At 59.5% G+C, this 12608-nt stretch carries 14 protein-coding genes and 1 pseudogene; 7 read left to right on the forward strand and 8 right to left on the reverse strand.

Annotated elements, in window-relative coordinates:
• Positions 1-103: 103 nt before the first annotated feature.
• The 5 genes from ACKXF7_RS02765 to ACKXF7_RS02785 form a co-directional block, all read right to left on the reverse strand.
• A complete protein-coding gene (locus tag ACKXF7_RS02765; RefSeq protein ID WP_418268252.1) occupies positions 104-277 on the reverse strand; it encodes a hypothetical protein in 174 nt (57 codons plus the stop codon).
• A gap of 8 nt (positions 278-285) precedes the next feature.
• Entirely contained in the window at positions 286-597 is a 312-nt protein-coding gene (locus tag ACKXF7_RS02770; RefSeq protein ID WP_423742066.1) for a hypothetical protein, read from the reverse strand.
• Positions 549-1001 carry a DUF4830 domain-containing protein gene (locus ACKXF7_RS02775; RefSeq protein WP_423742067.1) on the reverse strand — a complete coding sequence of 151 codons (453 nt, stop codon included), beginning with the start codon at positions 999-1001 and terminating at the stop codon, positions 549-551. Before ACKXF7_RS02775 ends, ACKXF7_RS02770 begins: the two co-directional genes overlap by 49 nt.
• A 484-nt stretch (positions 1002-1485) precedes the next feature.
• Entirely contained in the window at positions 1486-2328 is an 843-nt protein-coding gene (locus tag ACKXF7_RS02780) for a Cof-type HAD-IIB family hydrolase (protein WP_423742068.1), read from the reverse strand.
• 11 nt (positions 2329-2339) lie between these two features.
• Positions 2340-3512: a GH25 family lysozyme gene (locus ACKXF7_RS02785; protein ID WP_423742069.1), complete on the reverse strand. Its 1173-nt coding sequence runs from the start codon at positions 3510-3512 to the stop codon at positions 2340-2342.
• 337 nt (positions 3513-3849) lie between these two features.
• Between ACKXF7_RS02785 and ACKXF7_RS02790 the strand changes: the two genes are divergently transcribed.
• Positions 3850-4908, forward strand: coding sequence for a PTS transporter subunit IIC (locus tag ACKXF7_RS02790; protein WP_418265385.1), 1059 nt, complete (start codon positions 3850-3852; stop codon positions 4906-4908).
• Positions 4909-5019: 111 nt separating this feature from the next.
• On the opposite strand, the gene ACKXF7_RS02795 is transcribed toward ACKXF7_RS02790, so the two are convergent.
• On the reverse strand, positions 5020-5529 hold the full coding sequence (locus tag ACKXF7_RS02795; RefSeq protein ID WP_348584444.1) for an 8-oxo-dGTP diphosphatase: 510 nt from the start codon (positions 5527-5529) through the stop codon (positions 5020-5022).
• Positions 5530-5691: 162 nt separating this feature from the next.
• Positions 5692-6285: an RICIN domain-containing protein gene (locus tag ACKXF7_RS02800; RefSeq protein ID WP_249237907.1), complete on the reverse strand. Its 594-nt coding sequence runs from the start codon at positions 6283-6285 to the stop codon at positions 5692-5694.
• Between the two features lie 224 nt (positions 6286-6509).
• Between ACKXF7_RS02800 and ACKXF7_RS02805 the strand changes: the two genes are divergently transcribed.
• The 6 genes from ACKXF7_RS02805 to ACKXF7_RS02830 all read left to right on the forward strand — a co-directional run bounded on the left by ACKXF7_RS02805 (position 6510) and on the right by ACKXF7_RS02830 (position 10633).
• Positions 6510-7031 carry a nitroreductase family protein gene (locus ACKXF7_RS02805; protein ID WP_339394658.1) on the forward strand — a complete coding sequence of 174 codons (522 nt, stop codon included), beginning with the start codon at positions 6510-6512 and terminating at the stop codon, positions 7029-7031.
• Between the two features lie 8 nt (positions 7032-7039).
• Positions 7040-7534, forward strand: coding sequence for a GNAT family N-acetyltransferase (locus ACKXF7_RS02810; protein WP_249237905.1), 495 nt, complete (start codon positions 7040-7042; stop codon positions 7532-7534).
• Between the two features lie 115 nt (positions 7535-7649).
• Entirely contained in the window at positions 7650-7952 is a 303-nt protein-coding gene (locus ACKXF7_RS02815; protein WP_423742070.1) for a YerC/YecD family TrpR-related protein, read from the forward strand.
• Positions 7953-8083: 131 nt separating this feature from the next.
• Entirely contained in the window at positions 8084-8635 is a 552-nt protein-coding gene (locus ACKXF7_RS02820) for a DJ-1 family glyoxalase III (RefSeq protein WP_249237903.1), read from the forward strand.
• A 14-nt stretch (positions 8636-8649) separates the two neighbouring features.
• Positions 8650-9534, forward strand: coding sequence for a fumarylacetoacetate hydrolase family protein (locus ACKXF7_RS02825; protein WP_423742071.1), 885 nt, complete (start codon positions 8650-8652; stop codon positions 9532-9534).
• Positions 9535-9682: 148 nt separating this feature from the next.
• Positions 9683-10633, forward strand: coding sequence for an ROK family glucokinase (locus tag ACKXF7_RS02830; RefSeq protein ID WP_348584434.1), 951 nt, complete (start codon positions 9683-9685; stop codon positions 10631-10633).
• A gap of 62 nt (positions 10634-10695) precedes the next feature.
• Here the strand turns inward: ACKXF7_RS02830 and ACKXF7_RS02835 are convergent.
• A pseudogene (locus ACKXF7_RS02835) lies at positions 10696-12484 on the reverse strand (ABC transporter ATP-binding protein).
• Positions 12485-12608: the final 124 nt, after the last annotated feature.

Here is a 12608-nt window from a genome sequence, read left to right on the forward strand (position 1 = left end):
ACTTAGATCCCGTGCGGCGCTTCTGCACCTGCGCCGGACGCAGCCCAGCTGCGGCACGGTTGATACTTCTATTATAAACCCTAGTCGGAAATTTTTCACCATTTTATATTGCTAATTTTTTATGCAAAATTTTGGTACAATTGAACATACAAATGTGACAAAAATGCGCAAATTTCACTTTTTCTTCCGCTTGTGCGTAAATTTTAGGCATTTTGTCCTTTGGCTTTGCAGCAGGAGCCAAAGGCATTTCCGGCTGTTCCCGGTTTTTGCGGGCCATTCCGGTGCTCATTCCACCGGGTAGCCTTCCGCATCCAGCGGCAGTTCTGTATACGGCACCGCCTGCGGGGCAGCGTCCGGCTCACCGGAGGTCTGCTGCGCATCCAGCTCTTCGTCATGGCGTTCGCCCCAGTCGCCGCTGTAGTCCTCGCCGGAGGTCTGCTGTGCTTCGTCGGTCAGTTCCTCGTCGTGGCGCTCGCCCCAGTCACCGCTGTAATCCTCGCCGGATGTCTGCTGTACTTCTGCCTCTTCCATGGCGGCCTGCATGTCTTTCAGGCCCACCACCACGCCGGAAGGCCGTTCCAGCAGATAGGCCCCCACAGCCTTTTTCTTATACACCAGCAGCACGCCGTAGCGGCTGGTCTCGCCGCTGCTGGCTGCAGGATCAGGGCCGTCCATTTCTCCACCGTCTTGCCCTTATAGCGGGCAAGATCCATGCCGCTCTGCTGCACCACCCCGTTGAAGGCCGAAAAGCTGTCATCCCATTTGCGGGGGATCTTTACCTTATCTGCCGTGATGGACGCGCCGTCCACATCCAGACCATAACCGGTGAACCAGGTCTGGATATCCTGCGCGCTCTCGATCCGGTTCACCGCCGCCGAGACCGTGACCGTGCGCTGGCTGATGAACCGACCCAGCAGGGCACTGCACACCACCAGTGCGCAGCACATGGCGCCAAGACCCAGTTTTTTCAGGCTCGTTTTGCTCAGTGTAATTACAAACATATCCCCATGCCTCCCCAGCCTGTTTATTGCTCTGAGAACAATTTATTCAGAGTCCGGGCAGGTTATGACGATTTAAAATGCCCACCGCCCCTCTGGCGAAGAGGAGCGATTTTCGGTTTTGCCAAGGGCCCCCTCCGTGAGGGGGGGCTGTCTGCGGAGCAGACTGGAGGAGTTTGATAAGATGCAGTTTTCCTTCACGACCTCTCCCGTGAAAAAGTAAATCCGAAAAGCCCGCAGGCTTTTCGGATTTACTAATTATAAAATAATATTTCCGCTGATATTGCAACGGCGACGACTGCGGCCTGCGGCCAAAGACTTCCCCCGGCCGGGGGAAGATGTCGCATAGCGACAAAAGAGGGAATGCAGGGAGGAGCTGTTGGGGCCGTGGCCAGCAGGATGCAAGGCCCGCTCAAGGGCCGTAGTAGCCGCTGGGTGCCACAACTCGTCCAGAGCGAAGCGGAGACAATTCTAAATCAGATTTTTCTCAATGCGCCTTCACAAAATCCTCCGGCGAGACTTCGCCGTTCTGGCGGAGCACCTGTTTCAGCACCTGCATCACGCCGTATTCCCGGTGGGACGGTGCCAGAAACGGCACCTGCGCCCGCAGCGGTTCGCTGCCGTTCTCCATCAGGAAGCCGTACTTTGCGGTGGTGAGCATCTCGGCATCGTTGTAGGTGTCGCCAAAGGCCATCATGCTGTCGGCCGGAATGCCCAGTAGTGCTCCCACCTTTGCCAGCGCTGCGCCCTTGTGCACACCGGGGTTCATCACGTCCACCCAGTTTCTGCCTGCCACCGCCACCGAGAATGCACCGCCATTTCCGGTGTGGAATGCGCCGTAGGTCCGGTCGAAGGCTTTCTGCGCGTCGTCGTTGGGCAGATAGATGGTAAACTTATCCGCCGCCGCTTCCACAGCAGTCAGGTCATCCACGTACTCCACCCGGGTGTAGAAATTCTTGAACACGGCATCGTATCGTTCATCCCGCTTTTCCGCGTAGGCCGCCTGCAGTCCGCACAAAAGGCCCACATCTCCGGCCTGCTTCGTGCTCCGGGCCAGCTGCCGCCAGCCTTCGGCAGGCATTTCGGACACAAACAGATCCTTGCCTTTCCAGCGGGCCGCACCGCCGTTATCGCCAATAAGGATGATCTCCTCCAGCAATTCCGGGAACATGGTCTCCAATGTGTAAAGCGGTCTGCCGCTGGCGGCGGCAAACAGGATGCCCTGCCCGGCCAATGCGCGGATCGTTTCCGCAAAATCCGGCGGGAGCTGGCTGCGTTCGTCCAGAAGGGTCGCATCCATGTCCGACGCGATCAGGCGAATGTGGTCCATAGATTCCTCACTTATCCAATGTAGCTGATGTTCACATCCATATCGCCCTTATAGCCGGGCAGACGTGCCGTGCAGGTGCCCTGCCACAGTGCGCAGTCGATGGGGCTGCTGGCAACGCCATAATGTGCGTTCCAGATGGTATACTTTTTCAGTCTGTTCAGATCGATACGCTTGCGGTACCACAGGGTAGAGGCGTACACGCCGGGCTTGTAGCCCTGTGCCTTGACCTCCTCACAGAAAGCGATGGCACACTTGGTGCGGTCCTCCATACCCAGACCGTCTGCGCGGCCGGAGCCGTTGGAAGCGCCGGACGCCTCGGTGTCAAAGAAGATGGGGTAATCCAGCTTGCGTCCGTTCAGCACATAGGCGCAGGCAAAGGCTTCCTCCTTGGCTTCCGCTTCGGTGGTGGCCTGACTGAAGAAGTACACGCCCACCTTCAGGCCTGCGTTCTTCACATTGGTGAAATGCTCCTCGAACATGGGGTCCAGCACCAGCGTACCGGCCGCACCATAACCGCGGTAGCCGATGCGGACGATGACAAAGCTGACGCCCGCCTTTTTGATCTTCGCCCAGTCCACATTTTTCTGATACTTGGAAACATCCACGCCGAAGGTCTTGCCCTTTTCCAGCACGCCGTCCGCATTGAAATAATAGAGTTTATTGTCGATGCACTGGATGCCGGTCACCGGCTTGTTGGTGCTCTGGCTGTAGTAGTAGGTCTTGCCGCCGGAGGTGCGCCAGCCGGAGTAGGCCGGCTCCGGCTGGGACTCGTCTTTTTTGCCCAGCCAGCCAAACAGGAAATTGAACAGCCAGCTGAAAAAACCGTTCTCATCGCTCAGGTCGATGCACTGAGCTTCGGCGGCATCCATGGCACCGGCATCCAGCGCGGCACGGATCTCCTCCGGGGTCAGTACGACGCTGTTTTCCGGGGTGTGCTGGTTCGTGCTGTTTTCTTCGGCTTCTGTGGCCTGTACGGGCGGTGCCTCCGGGTCCTCGGCGGCCAGCTCCGGCGTCTCCGGCTGCAGGGTGGGCATATCCGCCTCCTGCACCGTCCCGACAGACGCTGCCGCTTCCTCCGGCTGTGCAGCCAGTGCCAGCGGTGCGCTCATCGAAAAGGCAAGTGCCGCCGCCAGAACCGCCGCCGCACTGCGGACCTTGAACTTGTTCCAGAACATTTTTTTCATGCTGTGCTCCAAACTTTCTGAATTTATCGGGATGCCGCCCTCGCAGAGAGCAGCATTTCATATTTCGGATACGGTTCCAGTATACACCCGCAGACAAGCTCCCGTCAATTGCCGCTCCTGTGCCGTGCGCCCTCTGCGCTGTCCAAGACCCCGTACCAGAAAATGCTCCAAAACAGATACGTCTGCACCGGCAAAAACATTGCACAAAGCCAAAAATTGCAGATATTTCCAGTAAAATCAACGTTTCATCTTGCTGTCTTGACATGTGTATGGTATTATACTTGACATGCAGTTTTTGCATCGAATCAACCATCTTGAAACAGAAAGGCAGTTTCTCATGTCAAATGTGAAAGATTTCTTAAAACGCAAGGATATCGTCATCACCCCGCAGCGCTATCTCATTGAGGCGCTGGGTGCCATGGCACAGGGCCTGTTTGCCAGCCTGCTGATCGGCACCATCATCAAGACGCTGGGCCAGCAGACCGGTCTGGACGTGCTGGTGGATCTGGGCGGCTACGCCACCGCCATGAGCGGCCCCGCCATGGCCTGTGCCATCGGCTGGGCACTGCACTGCCCGCCGCTGGTGCTGTTCAGCCTGATCACCGTGGGCTACTCTGCCAACGCTCTGGGCGGCGCAGGCGGCCCGCTGGCCGTGCTCATCATCGCCATCGCGGCTTCCGAGCTGGGCAAGGCCGTGAGCAAGGAGACCCGCGTGGACATCCTCGTGACCCCGCTGGTGACCATTTTTTCCGGCGTGGGCCTTTCCATGCTGATCGCCGCTCCCATCGGTGCCGCTGCAAGTCAGGTGGGCACCCTGATCATGTGGGCCACCGAGCAGGCCCCGCTGGTCATGGGCATTCTGGTGTCCGTCATCGTGGGCGTTGCGCTGACTCTGCCCATTTCCTCTGCCGCCATCTGCGCCGCGCTGGGCCTGACCGGCCTTGCCGGCGGTGCTGCCGTGGCAGGCTGCTGTGCCCAGATGATCGGCTTTGCCGTGATGAGCTACAAGGAAAACGGTGTAGGCGGTCTGGTGAGCCAGGGCCTTGGCACCAGCATGCTGCAGATGGGCAACATCGTCAAGAACCCCCGCATCTGGATCGCACCCACGCTGGCCAGTGCCATCACCGGCCCGCTGGCTACCTGCGTGTTCCACTTTGAGATGAACGGTGCCGCCGTGTCCTCCGGCATGGGCACCTGCGGTCTGGTGGGCCAGATCGGCGTGTACACCGGCTGGGTCAGCGACATTGCCGCCGGCGTCAAGACCGCCATCACCCCCATGGACTGGGCTGCAATGGTGCTGCTGTGCTTTGTTCTGCCCGCCGTGCTGAGCGTGATCTTCTGCGAGATCGAGCGGAAGATGGGCTGGATCAAAGAGGGCGATCTGAAGCTGAACTGATTTTTTAAGCGGAAAATTCTTTTTTGATAGAGCAAATCCCGGCAGGCTGCGGTCTGCCGGGATTTGTCTTTTCACGGTTAAACACACGACTACGCTCTGCACAGGAAGCGCTCAAACGATCCGTTTCCCGTCCAGCACCGCCTGTTTCAGCGTATCGCCTTCATACACCAGCTTGAGGGAAAAATAAGGCCGGTCCTCATTCAGCAGCCGGAAGAAGATCTTGTCGCCCTCCCAGATGGGCAGGCCGGTCACCTTCTCCTTCGGCACCCATTCCAGCACGCCCTCCCTGCAGGCGCTGCCCCGCACCATTTCGCCTTCCCAGCGGTCGGCGGTATACAGATGGATGAACTCGGTCATGTTGCCCCAAATAAAGGTCAGCAGGCCCCGGGCGCGGAAGCGCTTCAAAGTCAGGCCGGTCTCCTCCTTCACTTCCCGCAGCAGACAGTCCTCCGGGCTTTCAAACCGCTCAAACTTTCCGCCTACACCGATCCATTTGTCGTGGTTGTAGTCGTCCTGCTTTTTGATGCGGTGCAGCATCAGGTAGGCATCCTCCCGTTCCAGATAACACAGCGTGGTGCTGAAAATGGGAAATTCCGGGTTCATGAAGGCTCCTAGATTCATTGCGTTCTCCTTTTGATCTTGTTTTTGTGGAAAATGCCGTTTTTCGCTGCGGCCCCTCCCGGGAAAAAGCACCCCGGCAAAGCCCGCAGGCTTTGCCGGGGTGCAAACCAAAAATAACTTTTTCCTCTGAATATGCCAGAGCAACGCGGCGGCAATTTAAAGTCATTGACCCTTCCGGCTTGCTCTTCCCTTGCCCGCATTGTTCAGCTTGCGCACAAGGTCGTTCTGATGCTTGCGCTGGCTGGGCGTGGGCTGCGGGTCTTTGGCCTCCTCGGCACGGCGTCCGCTCTGGGCGGCGTCCGGGTCGATGCGTTCCAGCGTCCATTCCTGATTGCCGCCGGCCACAAAGTTCCAGATCTGGGCCTGTGCGCCGTTGGCGGTGTTCATGCCCACAAGGTCGATGTATTTATCCGCCAGCACATTGCGGATGCGGGTGCGCCCGCTGCGGGTGGGCTCCAGCGCCCAGCACTGACTCAGCCCGCTGGTGCGGCCCCACTGGTGCAGCCATGTGCCCTCCACCACACCGCCAAGGGCCAGATCCATCATCTTGCCGGTAAAGCGGTTGCAGATGCGCCAGCGGCCCTCGCCTGCATCCACGAACTGCCACTGCTGCCACGGATGGCCTGCATAGCTCCACAGCTGGATGGCCGCGCCATTCTCGGTGTTGAAGTTCTTTACTTCCAGCACCTTTCCATTGGGGGCTTTGATGATATAAAATTCATTTTCCAGAATGACTGCCTGTGATGCCTTTGCCATAGAGCACGACTCCTTTCCAGTTTGGTAGCCCTATTATAACGTATTTGTCCTTTGGCAGCAAGAATGCTTTTCCATAATCTTTTTACGTTTTATTGTGCATTTTGACATGATTCCCGCAACAATAACGTTTACGCGCAACAAAACCGTCTCTGCAGGGAATTTCTTTACACTCCGGCCCGTCTTGTGATACAATAAAGGCACACGCTTTTAGGGAGGGATTTGGAATGACCAACGAAACCTTGGAAACCATTAAGAGCCGCCGCAGCTGCCGTGCCTATAAGCCGGAGCAGATCACCGACGAAGAGCTGAATGCCGTGCTGGAAGCCGGCACCTACGCCGCCAGCGCCATGGGCCGCCAGAGCGCAAAGATCGTGGTGGTGCAGGACGCTGCCACCCGCGCCCAGCTCACCCGCATGAACGCCGCTGTCATGGGCAAGGACACCGACCCTATGTACGGCGCTCCCACCATTCTGGTGGTGCTGGCCGATGCCGGTTCCAAGAATGCCGTGCCCGACGGCAGCCTTGTCATGGGCAATCTGATGCTGGCCGCGGCCTCGCTGGGGCTGGGCAGCTGCTGGATCAACCGTGCAAAGGAAGAGTTTGAATCCGACGAGGGCAAGGCCCTGCTCCGGCAGTGGGGCATCGAGGGTGATTGGGTCGGCGTCGGCCACTGCATTCTGGGCTATCCTGCTGCAGACCCCAAGCCCGCCGCCCCCCGCAAGCCGGATTATATCGTAAAAGTATAAGGAGAATTATGAAGCCTGATTACAAGCTGGTCGCCAAGGCCAAATACATCCACGCCACCGCCGACCTTGCCAGTGAGCTCTGGCACGAGGTGTACAAGCGCTATTACCCCGCAAAGCAGCTGGACACCCTTGTGGAGGAGCTGCAGAGCGCAGACGCCATCGAAGCGGACATCGACAACGATGTGAACTATTTTCTGGTCGTTCTGGGCGGCAAAACCATCGGCTACTTTGCGTGGAAGATGGAGAACACCGCCCTGCACCTGATGCACCTGTACCTCAAGCCCGAATACCGCGGCAAGGCACTGGGCCGGGACATTGTGCTCTCCTGCGAGCGGCTGGCCCGCGGCGAGGGCAAGGGCCGTGTGTGGTGCACCGTGCACGCCAAGGCCCTGCCGGTGCAGCAGTTCTTCAAGGCACTGCGCTACCGCAATTTGAAGCCTGCTGAGCAGGACACCGGCACCGTCCCCCGGGACGAAGTGGTGTTTGAGCATACTCTGGGCTGATTTTGCTGCCGGAAAACCGTAAAATGCTATTGAATTTTTTCTTCGTTTGTTCTACACTAATGTAGTGTAATAAAGTGCCTGCCTGTGGGCGGCATCTGCAAAAAAGGAGAACGACATGGCAAAAGATCATCCTACCGGTCAGTCCGGTTTGTATCAGGCATTTTTGCAGCTCAAGACCCCGGAACAGTGCTACCGCTTTTTACAGGATGTGTGCAGCTATTCCGAGCTGAGCGCAATGGAGCAGCGCTACAACATTGCCGAAATGCTGGTGGACAAGCGCATCTACACCGAGATCATGGATAAGACCGGTGCGTCCAGTGCCATCATCAGCCGGGTCAGCCGGGTGCTCAGTGCCGACGACAGCGTGCTTCGCGGCCTGCTGGAAGCGGAGAAATCTGCCGGAAAAGCCCAAAAATGAGAAGCTGTGCCGCGTGCCGCCCGGAGCGGCATGCGGCTTTTTTGTCATCCAACCGGAAAGCAGCCGGTTCCCGCCGCGCGGGATCCCGCGCTGCCTTTCTCCGGAGAAAACCTTCACAGGAGGGATATTTTATGAGTAAAGCTGTTGTATTTTTTGCCGAGGGCACCGAAGAGTGTGAAGCCCTGCTGGTGGTCGATCTGCTGCGCCGCGCCAAGGTGGAGGTGACCATTGCCAGCGCCACCGGCAACCGTGCCATCACCAGCAGCCACAAGGTGCACATCACCGCCGACGCACTGGCAGAGGACATTGATTACTCGGATGTGGACATGGTGGTGCTGCCCGGCGGCATCCCCGGCACCCCGAACCTTGCCGCCAACAAGACCGTCACCGATACCTGTGTTTCCTTTGCACAGACGGGCAAAAAGGTCGCCGCCATCTGCGCCGCCCCCAGCGTGCTGGCACAGCTGGGCCTGCTGGAAGGCCGAAAGGCCACGGCTCACGCCGGTTTTCAGGATCAGCTGGCCGGTGCCGAGGTGCTGGATGCCGAGGTCGTCGTGGACGGCAATATCACCACCAGCTACGGTCTGGGCGGTGCCATTCCCTTTGCGCTGGAGCTGGTGCGCCAGCTGGCCGGACAGGCTGAGGCCGACCGCATCCGGAACGCCATCGCCTACCGCCACTGAGGGAGGGAGTCCACATGCGTTTTGTTACCTGCCGCCTGCCGGACGGCGTGGAAGATCCGGCCATTCTTTCTGCCGACGGCACACAGGTCTGGCCCCTGAGCTGGCTGGGCCTTTCCTATGAAACCTTGTCCGACGCCATCCCCTTTCTGACCCCGCAGGTGCAGGCCGGACTGCAGCTTGCCATTGCAGGCATCCCGGCCCTGCCCATCGATGCCGTACAGCTGCAAAGTCCCATCCCCTGCCCTGCGCAGGACGTGGTGTGCCTTGGCATCAACTACATGGCCCACTCGGACGAGGCGGAGAAATACTCTGCCGATGCCTTTGCCACAAAGCATCAGGACGCCATTTATTTTTCCAAGCGGGTCAGCCGCGCTGTGCCGGACGGCGGCTTCATTGAAGCCCACACCGACCTTGTGCAGAAGCTGGACTACGAATGCGAACTGGCTGTGGTGCTGGGCCGAGACGCCCGGGACGTGCCCGCCGGGCAGACGAAGGACTATGTGTTCGGCTACACCATCCTGAACGACGTTTCCGCCCGCGATGTGCAGACCGCCCACAAGCAGTGGTATTTCGGCAAAAGTCTGGACGGCTTTACGCCCATGGGTCCCTGCATCGTTACCGCAGACGAATTCGACACCTATCCGCCCAAAATGGGCATCCGCAGCTTTGTCAACGGCGAAAAGCGGCAGGACTCCAGCACCAGCCTGCAGATTTTTGACATCGACCATGTCATTCACGAGCTGACCCAGGGCATGACCCTGACAGCCGGAACCATCATCGCCACCGGCACCCCGGCAGGCGTGGGCATGGGCATGGACCCGCCGCAGTTTCTGAAGCCCGGCGACACGGTGCGCTGTGAGATCGACGGCATTGGCAGCCTGACCAACACCGTGCGGTGAGCACTGGCATTTGTGCCAAATATCCACTGCGTTTTCCGTCTGTTTGCATGAAAATCCGCAGCGGCACTGCTCTTTTCGGAGCGGGTGTGCTATACTGGCTGTATGAATGAAAAATGCGGCCCCGGGCCGCAGAAGGGGTAAATGAACTATGAAGGAATACGCATTCGGCATCGATCTGGGCGGTACCACCGCTAAGATCGGCCTGTTCAAGACCACCGGCGAGCTGCTGGAAAAGTGGGAAGTTCCCACCGACACCTCCAACGCCGGTGAACACATTCTGGAAAATCTGGCCGCTGCCGTGCAGGGCAAGATGCAGGAAAAGGGCCTTGCCGCCGCTCAGGTGGAAGGCGTGGGCGTGGGCGTGCCCGGCCCTGTGCTGGACAGCCGCATCGTGCCCATCATCTGCGCAAACCTCGGCGGCTGGGGCAAGCATAATGTAGCTGAAGAGCTGAGCACCATGCTGGGCGGCATCCGGGTCCTTGTGGGCAATGACGCCAACGTGGCTGCTCTGGGCGAGATCTGGATGGGTGCGGCCAAGGGCTGCCGCAGCGCGGTCATGGTCACGCTGGGCACCGGCGTGGGCGGCGGCGTCATCGTCAACGGCAAGGTCATCGATGGCACCCACGGTGCCGGCGGCGAGATCGGCCACATCACGGTGGACCGCCACGAGACCGCTGCCTGCGGCTGCGGCAAGCACGGATGTCTGGAGCAGTATTCCAGTGCTACCGGCGTTGTGCGCTGCATGAAGAAGCTGCTGGACGAGAACCCGGACACCCCCTGCACCCTGCGCGGCACCGAGTTTGCCGCCAAGGACGTGTTTGATGCCGCCCGCAATGGCGACGCCCTTGCCGCCCGCGAGGTGGACGAGATGACCGATACCCTCGGCATGGCGCTGGCAACCATTGCCGCCACCGTGGACCCGGAGATGTTCATGGTGGGCGGCGGCGTGTCCCGCGCAGGCGAGGTGCTGTTTGCCCCGCTGCGGGAGCACTTCAAGGTCTATGCCTTCAAGTCCTGCCGTGAGACCCCCATCGTGCCCGCCATCCTCGGCAACGATGCCGGTATCTATGGTTCTGTGCGCCTGATCGTGGGCGAATGATCCCTCTGTACGCAAAAAGCTCTGCCGTGCTTGCGGCAGAGCTTTTTTGTATGCGTGCTTTTTTACAGTGTATCTTCCCCCGGCAGCTGGTTCCACAGGCGGTAGTAGACGCCCTGCTTTGCCAGCAGCTGGTCATGGGTGCCGGACTCCACGATGCCCTCTTCGCCCAGCACAAGGATGCGGTCATAGTCCTTGATGGTGGTCAGGCGGTGAGCGATGGTAAGGGTGGTGCGGCCATGGGCCAGCTTTTCCAGGCTCTGGCCCACCAGAATCTCGCTTTCGTTGTCCAGTGCGCTGGTAGCCTCGTCCAGAATGAGGATGGTCGGGTTCTTCAGGAACACCCGCGCAATGGCGATGCGCTGCTTCTGCCCGCCGGAGAGCTTGACGCCGCGCTCACCCACATAGGTGTCAAAGCCGTCCTTCAGGGCCAGAATGAACTTTTCCGCACCCGCCAGCCGGGCCGCTTCCATCATCTTCGCGGGTGGCACCGGGCTTGCCGTAGGCGATGTTCTGGGCCACCGTGCCGCTGAACAGGTACACGTCCTGCTGCACGATGCCGATATCCTGCCGCAGGCTCTTCAGGGTGACATGGCGGATATCCTGTCCGTCGATCAGGATGCGGCCACTGGTCACCTCGTAGAAGCGGGGGATGAGGTTGCACAGGGTGGTCTTGCCGCCGCCCGAAGGGCCGACCAGCGCCAGCCGTTCGCCCGCCCGGATATCCAGACTGACGTTGTGCAGGACCTTGTTGTGGTCGTCCGGGTACTCAAAGCTGACGTTTTCAAACCGGATGTCACCGGGGCCGGGCTGCAGCGGCACCGCGTCCGGGGCGTCGTCGATGGTCACGGGGGTGTCCATGATCTCGGCAAAGCGCTCAATGCCGGTCATGCCGCGCTGGAACTGCTCGGCAAACTCCACGATGCGGCGGATGGTGGCAATGAGGGTGGTGACGTACAGCATATAGGCCACCATGTCACCGGCGGTGATCCTGCCGTACACCAGCGAGAGGCCGCCTGCCAGAATGACCACCAGATACATCAGGCCGTCGAACAGGCGGGTGGAGGTGTTGAAGGCACCCATGGCGTAGTAGCCGAGGGTCTTGATTTCCTCGAACTCCCGGTTGCCCTTGGCGAACTTTTCCCGTTCCTCATCCTCGGCGGCAAAGGCCTTCACGACGCCCTGTCCCAGCAGGCTGTCCTCAATGGTGGAGTTCAGCTCGCCGATCTGCACGCGCTGCTGGCGGAACCGTGCCCGCAGACGTCCGTTCAGGTATACCGATACCACCCCCATCAGCGGCACGCAGGCGAACACCGCCAGCGTCAGCGGCACACTGGCCCGGCACAGGATGACAAAAGACACCACGATCTTGATGGCCGCAATGAAAAATTCCTCCGGGCAGTGGTGGGCAAACTCGGTCACATCGAACAGGTCGTTGGTGATGCGGCCCATGATGGTGCCCACCTTGGTGTTGTTGTAGTAGGTGTGATCCAGCTTCAGCAGGTGATCAAAGGCATCGCGGCGCATGTCGGTCTCAATATGGACGCCCATGATATGACCGATGCTGGACATATAGTAGCTGGCTGCACCGTCGATGATGCGCAGCACAAAATAGAGCGCTGCCAGCCGCAGCACGATGCCCGCCGTCAGGGTGATGCCCACGCCCATGGCGGCGTTGGTGATGGTGCTCATGATCTTGGGCAGCACGATATCACACAGGGTGGTCAGTGCTGCACAGAACAGATCCAGAAACAGGGTCTTTTTGTACTTTGCCAGATAGGGCAGAAACCGCCGGATCAGCGCACCGCTGCCTGCGTGGTGCGCCCCGGGGTCGTTGATCTTGGTTTTTGACATGGTTCCTCCTGTTGTAAAACCCTCTCAGGCTCACTTCGTTCGCCAGCTCCCCCGAAAGGGGGAGCCTTTGCATCTTTCGGGAAGCTGTACAAAACCTCCCCCTTTCGGGGGAGGTGGCATTGCG

Origin of the sequence: Faecalibacterium sp. 7, from assembly GCF_049562865.1 — a bacterium.
GTDB lineage: Bacteria > Bacillota > Clostridia > Oscillospirales > Ruminococcaceae > Faecalibacterium > Faecalibacterium wellingii.